The sequence below is a fragment of the Erythrobacter sp. MTPC3 genome (genome assembly GCF_042854385.1).
Taxonomy (GTDB): Bacteria; Pseudomonadota; Alphaproteobacteria; order Sphingomonadales; family Sphingomonadaceae; genus Erythrobacter.
The window spans coordinates 149,579-168,620 of the sequence record NZ_BTGP01000007.1 but is presented as its reverse complement, the minus strand read 5'-3'; the positions used below and the strand labels follow the sequence as shown (position 1 = coordinate 168,620).

Here is a 19,042-nt window from a genome sequence, read left to right as displayed (position 1 = left end):
GGTCAATTCATCCCGTGAATGAACCGCTGTCAGAGGCTACGATCGCGCAGAACTTTGGCACCCGTCTTGCTCGTGGTGACACTGCGCCCCTCTTCCAGGTGAAGCACCATGCGCCCGCCTCCGGCAGGCTCTGCCCGCACGATCCGATCGAGATTGACGATGGCGCCGCGATGAACCCGGGCGAAGGTATCGGGCAATTCTTCTTCCATCTGACGCATGGTCCGCCGGACTGTGAGCACACGCGCGCCGACATCAATCTCCACATAATCGTCGGCGGATGTGACGAGCAGGATATCATCCAGTGCCAAAGTAACCAGTTCATCGCCGCTTCGCACGAGCAGATTGTTCCCGCTAGAAAGTTGCACCGGACTGCCCGTTGCCGCCGCTATCTTCGGCACGGCGCGCGGGATAGCGGCATAAACCAGCGCAGCGAGCGCGCCGTAGATCGCAAAACCCTGAAAATACTGCCACAAGAATGCAGGGCCGCGAAATGGCTCGATCAAGGCTCCGCTCACAAGGGAACCGTCGCGCCAGCCCAGTATCGAGATGTCGAAGATATACCAGACCAGGGAGAATGTCGGCGCAAGCACGACGTGCGCAGCAACTTGCACAATCACGCGCTGGGTTAGGACTACCCGGCGAATAATGACCGCAAAAGCAAGACCAGCAGCCCAGCTCGACCCGGTGTTGATCAGTGCGCTTGAAAGCGCCTCGGGAACGCTGTCAGCGCGTCTGGCGAGGAAGAGCCAAAGATATCCCATTGCGAGAGTGACGTGGCCCAATGTCCATGCCGCCAGAAAGGCGTGCCTCACCAACCACGCTTCGATTGCGAAGAGGTTGGATGCGCGAGGCATTGGGTTGGACTTACTGGCGCGCGAGGCCATTGATGATCCTCCTAATAGCGGGATCGCAGTTCTGCTGGCGCACGGCATCGTTGGTTAGGCGATGATGCAGGTCACACCGTTTGTTCATCCGAGCTACGCAAATGGCAGTGCACGGGTTGCAGGGTGCGAGCGTTCTTTGATCCAGAGCTCTTCCCAGCGTTCCTCGGCTCACATCCTGAACACACCAAACGCGGGCCGCTCGGCAATCGGAGCTTCCAGCGTTGCGGCAAAGGCAAGGCCGAGCACGTCGCGGGTCTGTGCCGGGTCGATCACGCCGTCATCCCAAAGCCGCGCTGTGGCATAATACGGGTTGCCTTCTTCTTCGTATTTTTGCCGGATCGGGGCTTTGAAAGCCTCGGCCTCTTCCTCGCTCCAGCTGTCCGCATCGCGGTGGACGGTCGCAAGCACACTTGCGGCTTGCTCGCCGCCCATCACGCTGATCCGCGCATTGGGCCATGTGAACAGGAAACGCGGAGAATAGGCGCGGCCCGCCATGCCGTAATTGCCCGCGCCAAAGCTGCCGCCGATCACTACGGTAATCTTGGGCACGGTCGCGGTGGCGACAGCAGTGACGAGTTTCGCGCCATGCTTGGCTATGCCCTCCGCTTCGTATTTCCCGCCGACCATGAAGCCGGAGATGTTTTGCAGGAACAACAGCGGAATGCGGCGCTGGCAAGCAAGCTCGATGAAATGCGCGCCCTTTTGCGCGCTTTCGGAAAACAGCACGCCGTTATTGGCGAGGATCGCGACCGGCATCCCCCAGATATGCGCAAAGCCGCACACCAGTGTTGAGCCGTATTGCGCTTTGAATTCATGGAACTCGGAGCCATCGACCAACCGCGCAATCACTTCTTTCACGTCATAGGGCGCGCGCACATCGTCCGGGATGATCGAATACAGGTCGTCCGCATCGAATTTTGGCGGGCGCGGGTCTTTGAGGGCTATGTTGGTGGCAGCATCGGTGTTCTCGCCAAGGTGGCTGACGATATCGCGCACGATGGTGAGCGCGTGTTCGTCATTCTCGGCCAAGTGATCGACCACGCCCGATTTCTTAGCATGGAGGTCCCCGCCGCCGAGATCCTCAGCAGTGATCTCTTCCCCCGTTGCGGCTTTCACCAGCGGGGGTCCAGCAAGGAAGATCGTGCCCTGATCCCGCACAATCACAGTCTCGTCCGACATGGCAGGCACATAGGCGCCGCCCGCGGTGCAACTGCCCATCACGCAGGCGATCTGCGGAATGCCGAGCGCGGACATATTCGCCTGGTTGAAGAAGATGCGGCCAAAGTGGTCGCGATCGGGAAAGACCTCCGCCTGGTGCGGCAGGTTCGCCCCGCCGCTATCGACCAGATAAATACAAGGCAGGCGGTTTTCCTGCGCAATTTCCTGCGCGCGGAGGTGCTTCTTCACCGTCATCGGGTAGTAAGTGCCGCCCTTAACGGTGGCATCGTTGCATACGATCATGACCTGACGGCCCGAGACACGCCCGATCCCGCAAATCAGCGATGCGCCGTTGATGTCACCTTCATACATGCCGTTAGCGGCAAGCTGACCCACTTCAAGAAACGGCGATCCGGGATCAAGCAGCCGCTCCACACGCTCGCGCGGCAGCAATTTCCCGCGCGAGACATGACGTTCACGGCTTCGCTCGGGCCCGCCCAGCGCGGCCTCGGCCACATTTGAGCGCAAATCACCGGCCAGCGCCCTGTTATGCTCCGCGCGGGCTTTAGTCTCCGGGCCTTCACGATCGAGCGTTGATTTGAGCACAGGAGCGGTCATTCAGTGTCTTCTTTTTCCTCGGGCGCTTTCACAAACAAATAACGATAGACGCCAACACCGTTGATGCACAGCAGGCCAACATTCTGCCATCCCACTGCGAGACCCTGTTCGCCAAGAAATGCCCATGCGACCAGCGCCGCCGAGCTCGTCACAAAAATGACAAAGCCCCAGCCGGTCCATTGCGCGCCGAGGTTAAGCGAGACGATCAAAGCCGCCACCAGTCCCGATGCCGCGCCGTAAATCTGCAAGGCGGTCAGCAAGCTGTCGCTCACCCCGCCGCTCCGATCAGCTCGCGCCCGATTAGCATACGGCGGATCTCGTTCGTCCCCGCCCCAATGTCCAGCAGCTTCGCATCGCGCATGTAGCGTTCGACTGGCCAATCGAGCGTGTAGCCTGCGCCGCCCAGCGCCTGAACACTTTCAGCGGCGACGCGAAAAGCGTTTTCCGATGCCAGCAGTATTACCCCCGCCGCATCGAAGCGTGTCGTGTTGCCCGCATCGCAGGCTTTCGCCACAGCGTAAGTATACGCCCGCGCCGATTGCAGCGCGACATACATATCGGCGACCTTCGCCTGCATCAGCTGGAAACTGCCGATCGGTTTGCCGAACTGTGTGCGCTCTCGCAGATACGGGATGACAGTATCGAGACACGCCTGCATGATGCCAAGCTGCAATCCGGCGAGCACGACGCGCTCGTAATCCAGCCCGCTCATGAGGACCCCGACCCCGCCATTGACCGGTCCCATCACGCGGTCTTCGGGTATATGGCAATCATCGAACACCAGCTCTGCTGTGGGCGAGCCTTTCATGCCGACTTTCTCGATCTTCTGACCGATGGAGAAGCCTTCATCGCCTTTTTCAATCAGGAAGGCGGTGATTCCGCGCGATCCGGCGTGGCCATCGGTTTTGGCATAGACGACCAGCGTGTCAGCCTCAGGCGCATTGGTGATCCAGAATTTGGTACCGTTGAGCACGTATCCGCCCTGCACTTCCTCGGCTTTCAGCTTCATCGATACCACGTCCGAACCGGCGCTGGCTTCGCTCATGGCGAGGCTGCCGACATGCTCGCCGCTAATGAGGCCGGGGAGGTATTTCGCTTTCTGTTCTTCATTGCCCCAACGGCGGATCTGGTTGAGGCACAGATTGGAGTGTGCGCCATACGACAGGCCCAGCGATGCGCTCGCGCGGCTGACCTCTTCAACCGCGATCACGTGTTCCAGATAGCCGAGACCAAGCCCGCCATCTTCCTCTTCGACCGTAATGCCGTGCAAACCCATCTCGCCCATGGGTTGCCACAGGCCGCGCGGGAACCAGTCTTCGCGGTCAATCTTTGCCGCGAGCGGAGCGATCTGTTCGTCGGCAAAGCGGCCAACGCTCTCGCGGATCATCTCGGCGCTCTCGCCAAGCTGGAAATCGAAATCGGGGGTAGCTCGCATTGATCCTCTGTCCATTTGTATGCCCGGCCTCGCCGCGCCCGGCTTATGCGATAGCGGTGGCTGACAATTGACTTGCATTGCGCCTTAGCAACGCCGTCAGCAAACGCCAACGCCTTGGCTGACGAAGCAGCGGGTTGAATATGGTCGCACAGGCATACCGTTTTGACGTGCCGAAACTTTCATGTATTGCCCGGGACGTAAGTCTCGCTCCCGGAGGTAAGGCGCTGTGACTGTTGCAGAAAATGCTACTTGGCCTGTAGGCACTCCGCCAGCGAGTAACTTTTGTTCCGACGATGAACGCCTCATGGTGCTCGCCAGCTACGGATTCGATGCGCTCGCCGGGGACGATGAACTGGCAGGGATCGCAGGTTTTGCCGCAAAATTATGCGAAGCGCCCATAGCCCTTGTCAGCATTGTCGAGGCGGAACGGCAACGTTTCCTTGTGGCAGAAGGACTGGAAGAAACGGAAACGCCGCGCGAATGGAGCTTCTGTGCGCATGCCATGCAGGGCGGCGTGCCGATGATAGTGCAGAACGCGCTGGATCATCCAACCTTTGCCGCGAACCCTCTGGTCACTGGCCCGCCGCACATCCGCTTTTATGCAGGTATCCCGCTTATCAGTAGCGAGGGCGCGCCGCTCGGCACGTTGTGCGTGATCGATACTGAGCCGCGTTCCGAGCCGCTGTCCGACATCCAGCTGGAAGGTTTCACTGTGCTTGCGCAGGCGACCAGGCGCCGTCTGGATGCGCACAGGCAGGCCGGGATAGCCGGTGCAGAAATGGAACAGAGCGCGGAACGAGTGAATTTCGTGCTGAATAGCGTGCCCGATATTGCATGGTCGGCCGACGCGAACGGAGCGTTCGATTACGTCAACGCGCGCTGGGGCGAGATAACAGGCCTACCCGCCCCCACCAATGTCGAGGATTGGCGCGCCGCAATCCATCCCGATGAATATGAAAGCTCGTTGGCCAAATTCACTCACGCCTTGGCCAATACGGAAATGTTCGAGGACGAATGGCGACTGCGGCGGGCTGACGGATCGTATCGCTGGGTGCTGTCGCGCGCAGTCCCCTCGTCCAGCGACCAGAAAACCGCGCGTTGGTATGGGACAATCACCGATATCGACGATGCCCACAGGATTTCCGAGGAGCGCGAGTTGCTGGCCGGGGAACTCGCGCACCGGATCAAGAACATCTTTACCGTCATCATCGGGCTGATTTCGATGCATTCGCGCGGCGATGCCACGATCCAGGCCTTTGGCGAAATGCTGTCCGACAACATTCGTGCACTATCGCGCGCGCAGGAATTTGCGCTCAAATTGGACGGCCCGACCGACGATGATCTCGCCGCACTGCTCGCGATCCTGATGGCGCCGTATGGTGTGGCCGGGAAAAGCGCGATCAACATCAGCGGAGAAGAGGTCGCCGTGGGCAAACGCGCCGCCACTCCGCTCGCGCTCGTCTTCCATGAGCTGGCTACAAATTCCGCCAAATATGGCTCGCTCAGCGTGGCTGAAGGCCGGCTTGCGATATCGGTGACGCGGGCGGGCGACAATGTGGTGATCAAGTGGTGCGAGACAAATGGTCCCGCGACTCTCGCGCCGGAGGCGACCGGATTCGGTTCGCGGCTCATTAACATGGCGATCCGTAACCAGCTGACAGGCGGCATTGAACATGACTGGCGGGCAGAGGGTCTGTGCGCGGTTATCACCATTCCGGCAGAGCGGCTGGCCGAATAGCGCATCAACCGCTATCGCCTACGGACCATGGCAGCCGATCCCGACGCTTCATCCCCCATCCTGACATTTAACCGCGCCGAAAAAAGCTACGGCGATGATGGTGACGTGATCGCGGTAGGCGGGGTCGATTGCACCATCGCCGCGCGCAGCTTTGTCGCACTTGTCGGCGCGTCGGGATCCGGCAAATCAACATTACTCAAAATGGTCAACACGCTGGTCGAGCCAAGCGCGGGCAGGGTGTTGTTCGGCGGTGAGGATGTCACCGCGCTCAACCAATCGCATTTGCGCCGGCGCGTCGGCTATGTCTTTCAGGGCATCGGCCTGTTTCCCCATATTACGGTGAGGGAGAATATCGCCATCGGGCCGCGCCTTGCGGGAGAGCGGCTCCAACCCTCACGCATTGAGGAACTGCTCACGCTGGTAGAGTTGGAGCCGGAAATGGCCGGCCGGATGCCCGATGAATTGTCAGGCGGACAGCGTCAGCGCGTCGGCGTGGCGCGCGCGCTGGCGGGCGATCCAGAGATGCTGTTGATGGACGAACCGTTCGGCGCGCTCGACCCGATCACGCGCGATGCGCTGGGCGAGAAAGTGCGCGAGCTGCATAACAGGCTTGGCCTGACCACGGTCATGGTGACGCACGATATGGCCGAGGCGCTGCTATTGGCAGACCGGGTTCTGGTCATGGACGGCGGCTTTCTGGTGGCAGATGAAACACCTGCATCGCTGCTTGCGGGAGGCGGCGGAGAAATCGCGCAAGGGCTGGTCGCGGTGCCGCGCCAGCAGGCCGAACGGCTTGCTGCGATGGAAGCGGCGGGCGCGAACCATGGGAACACGGCCCCATGAATGGATTTTGGGAAACACTGTTCGGTTTGGGCGACAAGCTGGCGGCGCACGTTATCCTGTCCGCCAGCGCGATCGGATTGGGCATAGCAGTGGCTTTGCCGCTGGCTGTCTGGGCGAGCCGTTCGCGCAATGTAAATCGCATCGCACTTGGCTTTGCCAGTCTGGTGCAGACCATCCCGGCGCTGGCTCTGCTGGCGCTGTTTTTCCCGATCCTGCTCAGCCTGCGGTCCGTATTCGGAGAAGGTCTGCCAACCTTGGGATTTCTGCCTGCGCTGCTGGCGCTTGCGCTTTATGCGTTGCTGCCGATTTTGCGCAATGCCGTTACCGCGCAGGCCAATCTCGACCCCGGCATCTTAGAGGCTGCGGACGGTGTCGGCATGACCGCATGGCAAAAACTGCGGCTGGTTGAGGCGCCGCTTTCCGCGCCGTTCATCATGGCCGGCATCCGCACCGCGAGTGTCTGGACGATCGGCGCAGCAACGCTGTCCACCACGATCGGCCAGCCGAGCCTGGGCGATCCAATCTTTGCCGGATTGCAGACCCAGAACTGGGTGTTGGTGCTGGCCGGATGCTTTGCAAGCGCGGCGCTGGCATTGGTCACCGATTTGCTGCTGGGCCAGATCGAGCGCGGGCTGGCCGCGCGTAAACGCTGGCAATGGGGCGGAGGATTGTTGGCGGTGGCGCTCGGCCTGATAGCAGCGCTCGTATATCAGTTCGGCGATGACTGGTTCGGTGAAGAACGCGAGGAGGGCGATATCGGCCCTGTCATCATCGCCTCGAAACAGTTTTCCGAACAATATATCCTCGCGCGTTTGATCGGTTCGCAGCTTGAGCAAGCAGGCTTTGATGTCGATTACCGCGACGGGCTGGGATCAGCGGTGGTCCACAATGCTGTCGCGTCTTCTAACATCGACATCTCGGTGGACTACACCGGCACAATCTGGACCAACAATCTCAAACGAACGGACAACCCCGGGCGCGAGGCGATGTATGAAACGATCAAGGCGTGGGAGGCCGAAGAAAACGGCGTCCGCGTTCTGGGACGGCTTGGTTTTGAAAATGCCTATGCCTTTGCCATGCGGGAAGACCGCGCAGCATCGCTGGGGGTGGTTTCGCTGGAGGATCTCGTGCCGGTTGCAGGGCGCCTGACCGTCGGCGGCGATCCTGAATTTTTTGAACGCCCGGAATGGATTGCGGTCAATCAGGCCTATGATCTGAACTTCGCCGAAGAGCGCAATTTCTCGCCGACTTTCATGTATAACGCCCTGCGTTCGGGAGAGGCCGACGTAATCAGTGCCTACACGTCGGACGGGCGGATCGCGGCGGACCGTCTGGTCGTGCTCGAAGACCCGAAAGAGGCACTGCCATCTTACGATGCGATGCTGATGCTGTCTCCGCGCGTCGCAAACAACGAAGCCATTGCAGAGGCGCTGCGCCCCTTGATCGATGCAATCAGTGTCGAGGATATGCGCGAGGCCAATTTCGCCGTGGACCGCGAGGGCGAAGGGAAATTAAGCCCGGCACAGGCGGCTGAAGAACTGGCCGCAAAAATCGGGTTAGGGGCAGTCCGGCAGGACTAGGTCAGACGCAATCAGCGCGCCCGCTTCCAGATTTGCGTCTGGCAAAACGGGCCTATGCAGCCCTTGACCTCCAGCGTGTTCGTATCCCTGCGCCGCAAGATCGAACGGTAGGATTTGCCGGTTTTCGGATCATAAATGCGCCCGCGCCATTCATCGCTGTCAGCGGTAAAGCCAGACAGGACCGGCAGGCCCAGCAGCTTGCGGGTCTTCAGCTTGGGATCGGGATTGTTAATGTCGCGCTGATCAGGTCCGCCAGGCGGCGGCACCAGAAACCGGGTGATGCGCCCGCATGTGGATGAGCCGCATTTCCCTATGCTTACAACCGCATCCTTCTCCGCAGTGATCCAGCGTCCTTCAACGGAATCGGTCGCGAGTGCAGGGACCGCCAGAACGGCAAGCACAAGCGCGGCAGCTGTTTTACCAGCCAATTTAGCAGTAAGTCGCGGAGCCATCATCTTCTCCCAAATCGTCGATCGGTATTCGTTCGAAAGGGTGCAAAAGTTACACAGGACTAGTCGAAGCCTTCCCCCCGCGGCCAGCGCCTACCGCTTATGCCTAGAACCTTAAACAAAGCGCCCATCTGGTCATCCTCAACCAGACGATCACGTTGGCGCTGCACCTGATCCGCCATCCCGGGTGATTTGCGCTTGAGCGCCTCCAGCCGGGTGTCGATATGCAGCTGACGCAGCCATTCGCCCTGCATTTGCAGACCCATGAAATCCGCACCGTTGTTTTGTGCGACCTCTTGCAGCATCTCGAAATCGACATGCGCCGTCAGGTCCGCCTCGCCCGGATTGATTAGCGGATCGACCTTCTTGTGTTCTTTGAGAGCCTGCAATGTTGATCCGGCGCGCAGTTCGCTAGCCCCGTAATCGATAATCAGCGCAACGCCGCCCTGATTGACGAGGCGCTGTGAGATCTCCGCCATAAGCGCAGAAGCGGCTGGACTCGTTTCAATCATCGAACCTTGGGCGGCGCTGCGCCAGCTGGTTGGCACGATCGAATCCATCGGCTTGTCACCGGCAACAAATGCCAGATCATCGCCCTCCAACCCGATCATACGTTCATGCCACCCATTGGCGGAGCGGACGAGCTGGTGGATGGGAAGTGCATCGAAAAATTCGTTGGCGACGATCAGCAGCGGGCGGTCTTCGGGTAGGCTCGAAAGATCATTGTGAAACCTAACCTTTGGCACTGCCTGGCGCTGAAGCTTGCGCAATTCCATTGACCCTTCGACAAAGTGGACCTGCGGGTCGAAGCCATACTTTCCAGCCGTTCGCAGGACATCCCTGGCAAGAGTGCCGCGTCCCGGACCAAGCTCGACGTAATGAATATTGTCAGACGCGCCCATTTTCACCCACACATCGGCAAGCCAAAGGCCGACGAGCTCACCGAACATCTGGCTGATTTCGGGCGCTGTGATGAAATCGCCGTCATCGCCTAACGGGTCGCGGCTGTCATAATAGCGCGCATTGCTCTCCCCCATGAACTGGGCGAGGCTGATGGGGCCGGTTTCGCGGATCAGACGGCGGAACGTCTTACCCAGATCCTTTGCCTTCAGACGGGCGGCGACGGCTTCTTCTTCAGCCTTGCGCTCCTCTTCGGCCTTGCGCTCTTCTTCGGCGACTTTTTGTTCCGCCTCAGCTTTGGCTTTCGCTGCAGCTTCGGCCTCCTTGCGCGCCTTTTCCTCGGCCTGTTTCTTCGCCTCCGCTTCAGCTTTGGCCTTTGCCTCCGCCTCAGCTTTTGCTTTGGCTTCTGCTTCCTTCTTCGCTTTGGCTTCTGCTTCGGCTTTGGCTTTTTTCTCGGCCTCCAGCTTGGCCTTGCGCTCCGCTTCGGCTTTGGCTTTTTTCTCGGCCTCCAACTTGGCCTTGCGATCGGCTTCGGCCTTCGCTTTCTTTTCTGCCTCGGCCTTGGCTTTCTTTTCGGCTTCTAGCTTGGCCTTCTTTTCCGCTTCCTCGTGAGCCTTTTTCTCGGCAGCTGCCTTTGCCGCAGCTTCCGCCTTCGCCTTGCGCTCCGCTTCTTCGCGCGCCTTTTTCTCCGCCGCCGCTTTTGCTTTTCTGGCCTCTTCTTCTTTCGCCTTGCGGTCGGCTTCGGCTTTCGCTTTTTCCTCAGCTTCCAGCTTGGCTTTGTGTTCTGCCTCGGCTTTGGCCTTTTTCTCGGCCTCTTCTTTTGCTGCCTTTTCCTTTGCAGCTTGTTCTTCTGCGGCCTTCGCGAGGGCAGCGGCTTCCGCTTCCGCCTCAGCTTTTGCTTTGGCTGCCGCCGCTGCATCGGCCTTGCGCTTGGCTTCGGCCTTGGCCTTCTTGTCCGCTTCTTCGCGTGCCTTGCGCTCGGCCTCTTCCTTTGCCGCCTGTTCGGCAGCTGCTTTGGCCTCGGCTTCTTGTTTTGCTTTTAATGCCGCTGCTTCTGCCACCTTGCGCTCGGCTTCCTCGCGGGCTTTCTGTTCGGCAGCAGCTTTAGCCAGCTCTTCGGCTTCCTGTTCAGCTTTGGCTTTAGCTGCTGCCTTCGCCATGGCTTCATTAGCGGCCTTGCGCTTGGCATCCTGCTTGACCGGGGGCACGTCGATGCCGCCGGGCAGTGCCGCCGGAACGCGTGTTTCGGTTCCGTCGGGTTCGATCAACAACAGACCCGAAGGCTGCCATGCAAATTGTTCGTCGCTCAGGCGGTCGCCGACTTGCTTTCCGAGATGCTGCCGGTTCCCACCGGCTTCCTCGTCAGCGCGTAGAGCGTTACAATCAACCCAATCAAGATCAGCGGTATTGTTAGCCATTGCCCCATCGATAGCCCGGTCCGGGCCGCAAATTCCGCTAGCTGGGTATCAGGTTCGCGGAAAAATTCGTTAACGAAACGGGCAATGCCCATGCCCAGCGTAAAAATCCCCACCAGCAAACCGGGGCGATAGCGCGCATTTGTCTTCCAGAACAAGAGCATCAGCACAACCAGCAATGCCAGCCCTTCCAGTCCAGCCTGATAAAGCTGGCTTGGGTGACGGGCGATTTCGCCTGCGCGCGGGTCGGGAAAAACCATCGCCCATGGCACATCGGTGGCGCGGCCCCACAACTCGCCATTGTTGAAATTCGCGAGCCGGCCCAGCATCATCCCCATCGGCACGTTGACCGCAATATAGTCGCAAACCCGCAGGAACGACAGATTGCCGCGCCGCGTGACCCACGCAATCGCGATCAGCACCCCGACCAGACCGCCGTGAAAACTCATCCCGCCTTCCCATAATTTCAGGATGTCGAGCGGGTTGTCCCAGAGATTCGGGTTGTAAAAGATCGCATACCCGATCCGGCCGCCCAGAATGACCCCGAGCGTGCAATAAAAGAACAAATCATCGGCATGACGTTGCGCTAGCGGGGCGCCCGGCTGTTTGATCATCTTGGACAGGTGCCAATAAGCGAAGATCACGCCTAAAAGGTATGCAAGTGAATAGAAACGTAGCGTAAAAAATCCTAGGTCGATCCCGGGGCGCAGGCCCAGATCGGACCAGTAGATCGGATCGGCAACGGCGCCGCTTGCAGCAAGTAGTGACAGCATCAAAGGAACCTCTTAATAGCCATTGCAAGCCGCCTCAGCGACCAAAGTTGAGCGGCTTGTGGCACAGCGGCGCGTTGGGGGAAAGAGCTTTGGGGAAGGCCTGCCCAGTCAGCATCGCCATGCTTTAAACAAGTGTTTACCGGCGCCAGCAGATGCCGGATGCATCAGAGACGAGAGACCTGAAGGAGAGAAAGCTAGGATGCCCACACAGCTGGACACTGCGCTCGAAGCGATAATGAGCGAACTGACAAAAGACGGAATGCCGTTCGCGACCACCACGTTTGAACGTAACGGCGTGGAAATGCCCGCTTTTGCAGCCGCGCCTCCCACGCTCGCACATTACTTTGCACATTTCTGCAACGAGCATAAGGATATCCCCTTCCTCGTCGATGGCCACGTGCGCCTGACATTTGGCGAGACTTATTCCGCCGCCGTTTGCGTCGCGGAAGGCCTGGTCAAGCATCACGGCGTCGAGAAAGGCGACCGGATCGGCATGGCGGCGCGCAATTCGGCCAACTGGATGATCGCCTACATGGGCATCATCATGGCTGGCGGCTGCGCCACCTTGCTCAACGGGTTCTGGTCAGGCGATGAACTTGCCTACGGTGTGCGCCTCGCCGAGTGCAAGATGGTGCTGGCCGATGAGGGCCGTGCGAGACGGCTGGACGGCACCGATCATCCGGCGAAACTTGTCCTGTTCGAACACGGCGGTGCGCCTGCCGATGGTCTCGCCAACATCTGGGCAGCACCAGCTGATCTGCAAACTTCGGTGGCGATGCAAACGCTCGCCCAGCTAGGCCCAGACGATATTGCGACCATCCTTTACACATCCGGTTCGACCGGCAATTCCAAGGGCGCATGGTCCGATCACCGCGGCGTTGTCGCCGGTGTGATGAGTTATGTCAGCCAAAGCGCGATGGCGAAACTGCTGCTGGAAAGCCAGGGTCAAGAGCTGACCGATCAGCCCTGCGCGCTGATCGCGGTTCCGCTGTTCCACGTGACCGGCGAAGTGCCATTGTTCCTGCAAAGCTATGCCATCGCCCGCAAACTGGTGCTTATGCCAAAATGGGATGCCGAAGAGGCGCTGCGCCTGATGCAGAACGAGCGGGTCACCTATTTCGTAGGCGTCCCGCTGATGAGCTATGAAATGGCCACGCACCCCAATCGCGGACAATATGATCTGTCTGCCTGCAAAAGCTTCGCTGCCGGCGGCGCGCCGCGCCCTGTCGACCATGTGACCAAGATCAAGGAAGCCTTTCCCGAAGGTTTCCCGCTGCTCGGTTATGGCCTTACCGAAACCAATGCGGTGGGCTGCGGCAACTTCAACGAAAACTACCTCGCCAAACCGGGATCAACCGGGCGCGCATCGAAACCGATGGTCGACCTGCGCATACTCGATGATGATGGAAACGAACTGCCGCAAGGCAGCGTGGGCGAAGTTTGCATCCGTTCGGTCGCCAATTTCAAAGGCTATTGGAACAATGACGAGGCAACGCGCGAAGCCTTCACCGATAACGGTTTCTTCCGCACCGGTGATCTCGGCTATCTCGATGAAGACGAATACCTTTTCATTGTCGATCGCAAAAAAGACATCATCATCCGCGGCGGCGAAAATATCTCCTGCATAGAGGTCGAGGATTCGATCTACGCGCATGACGACATTGCCGAATGCTCGGTCTTTGGCCTGCCGGATGAACGCATGGGCGAAGTGCCCGCCGCTGTCATTCGCGTAAAAGAGGGCCGCGATCCGATGACGGCCGCCGACCTGCGCGAATTCCTGCTCGGCAATACGGCCCCCTTCAAAGTGCCGCTTGAGGAACATATCTGGGTAGTGAACGATGTGCTGCCGCGTCTCGGCACGCAAAAGATCGACAAGAAAACGCTGCGCCAGCAATACACCGAACAGGTGAGTGCTGCCTGATCCGCAAAGTGCCTGACCATCACCGGGCAATCCGAAGGAGCCGAATTTGACCCGCACACGTGTGCCCGGACAGCGCGCCATCATAGATCGCCGCGCGCTGTCCGAGCGCGTGTCGCAGCTTGCCGAAGCCGGTGGGCCGGACGCCCGGCAAGACATTGTCGGCGCATTGCGGGACGCATTATCAGCGGGGCGCGAAGAGCTTGACCGGCGGCTTTTGGAAAAACCATCGGCCGGACATGAATGCGCGGCGGGCCACGCGTTTCTGACCGATCAGATGATCCGTGTGATCCACGATTACGTGATCGCCCATGTCTATCCGGTCCACAATCGGACAGCGGCGGAGCGTCTCGCAATCCTTGCTGTTGGCGGCTACGGGCGCGCGGAGATGGCTCCGCATTCCGATGTCGATATCGCGTTTATCACCCCACTGAAACGCGCGCCTTGGTGCGAGCAGGTGATCGAGGCAATGCTTTATCTGCTGTGGGATCTGGGGCTGAAGGTCGGCCATTCCAGCCGCACCATCGGCGATACGATGCGCATGGCGAAAGAAGACCTGACAATCCGCACCGCGCTGCTCGAAGGGCGGTTGGTTTGGGGCGATGAAGGGTTATACGAAGAGCTGCGCCAGCGGTTCTGGCAAGAGGTCGTGCGCGGCAGCGAGCGGCAATTTCTCACCCAAAAGCTCGAGGAGCGCAACCAGCGTCACAAACGGATGGGCGACAGCCGCTATGTGGTTGAGCCCAATGTGAAAGATGGCAAAGGCGGCCTGCGTGACCTCCAGACGCTTTACTGGATCGGCAAATACACACACCGCGTGGAAACAGCCGCCGACCTTGTCGGGATCGGGCTCTTTACGCAAACCGAATATCGCAGTTTCCGCCGTGCAGAAGGGTTCCTGCTCGCGGTGCGTTGCCACATGCATGTCATCACGGACCGCGCCGAAGACCGCCTGACATTCGACCTGCAGCGCCAGGTCGCAGAACGCATGAATTTCGCCGACCGGCCGGGCAAAAGCGCGGTCGAACGCTTCATGCAGTTCTACTTCATGCAGGCAAAACGGGTCGGCAGCCTGACCGGAGTGTTTCTTTCCCACCTTGAAGAAGAGAACAACGCGTCGAAAGTGCGCAGCGGTTTCTTTGCCGGGTGGAGCCAGAAAAGCCGCGAGGTCAGAGGCTTTGTAATTTCCGGCGGGCGCATTCGCGCGCCTTCGGATGACTGGTTTGCCAAGGACCCTGTGCGCCTGATCGAGTTGTTTCAGCTGGCCGAGACTGAGGGCGTTGAAGTGCATCCTGAAACCATGCGTCAGGCGGATCGCGATTCGCGTCTGATCAATGCCAAGGTGCGCAAGGATCCGCGCGCCAATGCGTTATTCCTGGACCTGCTAAGCGGGCGCAAAGACCCTGAAACGGCCTTGCGCTGGATGAACGAGGCCGGGGTGTTCGGGCGCTTCGTTCCCGATTTTGGCCGCGTCAACGCACAGATGCAGTTCGACATGTATCACCACTACACAGTCGACGAACACACCATCCGCGCCATCGGGCTGCTCAGCCAGATTGAGCGCGGCTTGCTGGAAAAAGACCATCCGCGCGCAACCAGGGTGGTGCACAAGATCAGCTCTCGCAGGGCGCTGTATGTCGCGGTACTGCTACATGACATTGCCAAGGGGCGCGGCGGCGATCACTCGGTTCTGGGCGCCGAGGTTGCGCGTCAGCTTTGCCCGCGCTTTGGCCTTGATAGCAAGGAAACCGAGCTGGTCGCGTGGCTTATCCTTCAACATCTGCTGATGAGCTCCACCGCGCAGAAACGCGATCTCACCGATCCGAAGACAATCGAGGATTTCGTGGCCGAGGTGAAAAGCGTTGAGCGGCTGCGCAATCTCGCGATCCTGACCGCGGTCGATATCCGCGCGGTCGGGCCCGGAACTTGGAACAGCTGGAAAGGTCAGCTGCTGGGCGAGCTTTACGATGCCGCACAGGAACGCCTGCGGCTGGGTCACAAGCGCACCGGCAGAACGCAGCGCGTGGCCGCACGCAAGCAGGGCGCTGCCGAAGTGCTCGGCGAGAAAGCCTATCTGGTCGAACAAACAGGCGATCTGCTGAGCGATGCCTATTGGATCGCAGAACCCGAAGACATCATCGCCAAGAACCTGATCCAGTATGAAGAAGCGCGGCGGATCGACGATCATCTGTCGATCCATTGTGAGGTCGATGAGGAACGCGGTGCCACTCTGGTCAGCGCGATTGCGCCCGATCATCCGGGCCTGTTTTACCGGATGGCAGGCGGCATCCACCTTGCCGGGGCGAACATCATCGATGCGCGCATCCACACCGCAATGAACGGCTATGCCATCGACAATTTCCTGGTCCAGGACCAGCACGGCATGCCTTTCAGTGAGGAAAGCCAGCTCAAACGTCTAGAAAAAGGCATTCGCGACGCTCTGAGCGGCAAGAACGAATTGGTGCCCAAACTCGCCGCCCGTCCGCTGCCGCATTCGCGCGCCAAGGCGTTTTCCGTCGCGCCCAGTGTCAGCTTCGATAATTCAGCATCGAACCACTTCACCGTGATCGAAGTCACCGCGCGGGACCGGCCTGCGCTGCTCAACCGATTGGCCTACGCGCTTTTCAAGGCAAACCTGATCGTCCAGTCGGCGCATATCACCGCATACGGGGAATCGGCGGCAGACACATTTTACGTAACTGACCTAACCGGCAGCAAAATCACGGCTCCCGACAGGCTCGCCGAGATCGAAGCGGCGCTACTCGACGCGGCGAGCGACCGGAAACAGCAGCAGCTCGAAAACGCCTGAGCGCGGAAGCGGCTGATCGTAGGAAGTCTTCCGTCGGCCAGTGTAGGCCGCCGATCCGATGGTTAACGCAAGTAGGTTGCATTTTGCAGACTGAACGTTAAGGGCGAGGCCATCACCTAGGAGAGGATGACCATGACCAACCGTACCCCCGTGCGGCGCAGCTTTGGCATTGCCAAGCTTGCGCTGTTGCTTTCGACGACTGCCGCTTTCCCGTTTGCAGCGCATGCGCAGGATGCAGACGATACCGAAACCGCCGAAGAAGCGCCTCAAAAGCGCACCGGCGCACTCGACACGATCGGCAACATCATTGTCACCGGGACCAAGACACAAAATCCCGAAGACGTGCAAGACGTCCCCCTCGCTGTGACCGCATTCAGCGCCGACACACTCGAAGCGCTAAAAGTGCGCGATGTGCAGGGTCTTACCTATTCGGCTCCGAACGTGTCGCTTGACCAGATCGGCACCAGCCGCGGGACCGCGAACTTTTCGATCCGCGGGCTTGGCATCAACTCCTCGATCCCTTCGATCGACCCGACCGTCGGCGTTTTCGTTGATGGCGTTTACCTTGGAAACAATGCCGGCGTAGTATTTGACCTGTTCGACTTGGAAAGCGTCGAAATTCTTCGCGGGCCGCAGGGCGTCCTGTTTGGCCGTAACGTGACGGGCGGCGCGGTTCTCATCAACACCGGCAACCCGACCGAGGAATTTGAAGGCAAATTCCGCGCAGCGGTTGACGGTCCGTTTGCCGATGGCGGACGTGGCGGCGCCAACTACACCGTAAGCGGTGTGGTCTCCGGTCCGATTGTAGAGGACGTGCTGCTGTTCAAGGTTGGTGCGTATTACAACAAGGACGAAGGTTACTTCACCAACCTTTTTGATAATGCAAACCACGGCGAAGCCGAGACGAAGATCTTTCGCGGTGCACTCGAAGGGCGCTTTGGCGACCTTACGCTGACCGGCAAGCTCGACTATTTCGAAAGCGACGGCGACGGACCATCTGCACAGAACCGCGGCACGTTCGAACGCGATACCTTTGATTTCGCCATCGACTTTCCCGGCTTTTATGCTAACGAAATCTGGACCGGTTCGCTTACTGCCGAACTGGACATTGGCCCGGGAACGCTGACCAATATCTTCGGCTACCGCGAATATAGCGGCACGACCGGCGGTGACATTGATGCACTGCCAGTCTTCATCTTCCATTCGGATACCGAGACCGAGCAAGAGCAGATTTCGAACGAGCTGCGCTATGCGATTTCGACCGACAATTTCGATCTGACAATTGGCGGTTTCTATTTCGACCAAAGTCTTGCCTACACCGAGATTCGCGATCTGCCGCCAATTTCGCCGCTCACTTTCTACGGCGGTGGCCGTCAGGATCACGAAGTCCTGGGGGCATTTGCGAACGGTCAATTCTATCTGACTGATGCTCTTTCCATCATCGCCGGGATTCGCTGGAGCCAAGAGACGAAAGACGCGGCGATCACGTATATCCGCCCGCGCGTTGCATGTTCGGTGGTTGAAGAAACATGTCCGACCAGCGGCACAAACTCGCTGATCCCGACTGAAGAAAACGGCTTCACAGATGATGTGCGGTTCCGCAACGTCTCGCCAAAACTGGGACTCCAGTACGAATTCGAAGACAGCCAAATCTACGGTCACTGGACCCGCGGTTTCCGTTCTGGCGGTTACAATTTCCGCATCACGGATATTCCCGGTTTTGCCAACGCTGTGGCTCAAAGCGGCGCTCTCTCTTTCGGTGAGGAACAGGTCGACAATTTTGAGATCGGCGGCAAATTCCAGACCAGTGACGGCGCATTCACTATCAACCTCGCAGCCTATCTGACCGAAATTCAGAATATGCAGCGTGAAGTGAACGTCGCGGATCCGGGGTCGGGTGTTGTTCAGAACATTCTCAATACCGCAGATGCATCGATCCTCGGCTTTGAAGCCGAAGCGCGGGCACGCCTGTCAGATTCGCTTCTGTTCACGGCAAATATCGGCGTGATCGACGCGAGTTACGATTCGGTCCTGTTCGATATTTCAGGTGATGGGGTGATCAATGATGCCGATCTGGACTTGGCTCTACCGCGCGTACCAGAAGTTACCTGGGGTGTTGGCCTCGTGCATGAACTCCTGCTCGGTAGCAGCGAAATTCTGAGCCGGGTGAACTTCCAGTATCGTGACGAATTCGCCTACACCGACAACAACTTCGGGTTCATTCAGGACTCGAGCAATCTTGAGGCCAACGTCACCTGGATCACCCCGGTCGATGGGCTCAGCTTCTCGGTCTATGGTCGCAACCTGCTCGACCAGGTGCAGGCGGGCGGTGACACGCAATTGAGCGCGTTCTTCGGCGGGCCGCTCTCGACCGGCGTGGCGACCCCGTTTGCAGACAACCCGACCGGTGGCACTTTCTCTCCGCTGTCGAAAGGTCGTCAGCTGGGTGTCGAGGCGATGTTCGAATTCTGATCCTGAGCGATCAGCTCAAATCAAAGGAGGGGCGCTTTTCGGAGCGCCCC

General features: G+C 59.3%; 13 protein-coding genes. 6 read left to right on the top strand and 7 right to left on the bottom strand.

Going from position 1 to position 19,042, the window contains the following annotated elements; translation table 11 throughout:
• Nucleotides 1-29: 29 nt before the first annotated feature.
• The 4 genes from ACGHU1_RS11190 to ACGHU1_RS11175 form a co-directional block, all read right to left on the bottom strand.
• On the bottom strand, nucleotides 30-854 hold the full coding sequence (locus ACGHU1_RS11190) for a LytTR family DNA-binding domain-containing protein (RefSeq protein ID WP_390586933.1): 825 nt from the start codon (nucleotides 852-854) through the stop codon (nucleotides 30-32).
• 198 nt (nucleotides 855-1,052) lie between these two features.
• Nucleotides 1,053-2,660 carry a carboxyl transferase domain-containing protein gene (locus tag ACGHU1_RS11185; protein ID WP_390586930.1) on the bottom strand — a complete coding sequence of 536 codons (1,608 nt, stop codon included), beginning with the start codon at nucleotides 2,658-2,660 and terminating at the stop codon, nucleotides 1,053-1,055.
• A complete protein-coding gene (locus ACGHU1_RS11180; RefSeq protein WP_390586927.1) occupies nucleotides 2,657-2,932 on the bottom strand; it encodes a hypothetical protein in 276 nt (91 codons plus the stop codon). Before ACGHU1_RS11180 ends, ACGHU1_RS11185 begins: the two co-directional genes overlap by 4 nt.
• The gene (locus tag ACGHU1_RS11175) at nucleotides 2,929-4,095 is read right to left on the bottom strand and encodes an isovaleryl-CoA dehydrogenase (protein WP_390586924.1); all 1,167 of its coding nucleotides are present in this window, start codon (nucleotides 4,093-4,095) and stop codon (nucleotides 2,929-2,931) included. Before ACGHU1_RS11175 ends, ACGHU1_RS11180 begins: the two co-directional genes overlap by 4 nt.
• A gap of 226 nt (nucleotides 4,096-4,321) precedes the next feature.
• On the opposite strand from ACGHU1_RS11175, the gene ACGHU1_RS11170 reads away from it, so the two are divergent.
• The 3 genes from ACGHU1_RS11170 to ACGHU1_RS11160 are packed head-to-tail and all read left to right on the top strand — an operon-like array spanning nucleotide 4,322 to nucleotide 8,256.
• A complete protein-coding gene (locus tag ACGHU1_RS11170; protein ID WP_390586921.1) occupies nucleotides 4,322-5,833 on the top strand; it encodes a sensor histidine kinase in 1,512 nt (503 codons plus the stop codon).
• Nucleotides 5,834-5,860: 27 nt separating this feature from the next.
• Nucleotides 5,861-6,676 (top strand): ATP-binding cassette domain-containing protein, encoded by an 816-nt coding sequence (locus ACGHU1_RS11165; RefSeq protein ID WP_390586918.1) that lies wholly within the window; start codon nucleotides 5,861-5,863, stop codon nucleotides 6,674-6,676.
• Nucleotides 6,673-8,256, top strand: a complete 1,584-nt coding sequence (locus tag ACGHU1_RS11160) for an ABC transporter permease/substrate-binding protein (protein WP_390586915.1) — start codon at nucleotides 6,673-6,675, stop codon at nucleotides 8,254-8,256. Before ACGHU1_RS11165 ends, ACGHU1_RS11160 begins: the two co-directional genes overlap by 4 nt.
• Before the next feature lie 11 nt (nucleotides 8,257-8,267).
• Here the strand turns inward: ACGHU1_RS11160 and ACGHU1_RS11155 are convergent, their stop codons facing one another.
• Genes ACGHU1_RS11155 through lgt form a run of 3 tightly spaced genes read right to left on the bottom strand, consistent with a single transcriptional unit; the run spans nucleotide 8,268 to nucleotide 11,793 of the window.
• Nucleotides 8,268-8,711: a DUF2147 domain-containing protein gene (locus ACGHU1_RS11155; protein WP_390586913.1), complete on the bottom strand. Its 444-nt coding sequence runs from the start codon at nucleotides 8,709-8,711 to the stop codon at nucleotides 8,268-8,270.
• 56 nt (nucleotides 8,712-8,767) lie between these two features.
• Complete coding sequence (locus ACGHU1_RS11150) at nucleotides 8,768-11,023, bottom strand: class I SAM-dependent methyltransferase (RefSeq protein WP_390586911.1); 2,256 nt, start codon at nucleotides 11,021-11,023, stop codon at nucleotides 8,768-8,770.
• Nucleotides 10,912-11,793 carry a prolipoprotein diacylglyceryl transferase gene (gene lgt / locus ACGHU1_RS11145; protein WP_390586909.1) on the bottom strand — a complete coding sequence of 294 codons (882 nt, stop codon included), beginning with the start codon at nucleotides 11,791-11,793 and terminating at the stop codon, nucleotides 10,912-10,914. Before lgt ends, ACGHU1_RS11150 begins: the two co-directional genes overlap by 112 nt.
• A gap of 199 nt (nucleotides 11,794-11,992) precedes the next feature.
• On the opposite strand from lgt, the gene ACGHU1_RS11140 reads away from it, so the two are divergent.
• The 3 genes from ACGHU1_RS11140 to ACGHU1_RS11130 all read left to right on the top strand — a co-directional run bounded on the left by ACGHU1_RS11140 (nucleotide 11,993) and on the right by ACGHU1_RS11130 (nucleotide 18,992).
• Entirely contained in the window at nucleotides 11,993-13,714 is a 1,722-nt protein-coding gene (locus ACGHU1_RS11140) for a class I adenylate-forming enzyme family protein (protein WP_390586907.1), read from the top strand.
• A 46-nt stretch (nucleotides 13,715-13,760) separates the two neighbouring features.
• The gene (locus tag ACGHU1_RS11135) at nucleotides 13,761-16,520 is read left to right on the top strand and encodes a [protein-PII] uridylyltransferase (protein WP_390586905.1); all 2,760 of its coding nucleotides are present in this window, start codon (nucleotides 13,761-13,763) and stop codon (nucleotides 16,518-16,520) included.
• 132 nt (nucleotides 16,521-16,652) lie between these two features.
• Nucleotides 16,653-18,992, top strand: coding sequence for a TonB-dependent receptor (locus ACGHU1_RS11130; protein WP_390586903.1), 2,340 nt, complete (start codon nucleotides 16,653-16,655; stop codon nucleotides 18,990-18,992).
• Nucleotides 18,993-19,042 lie beyond the last annotated feature (50 nt).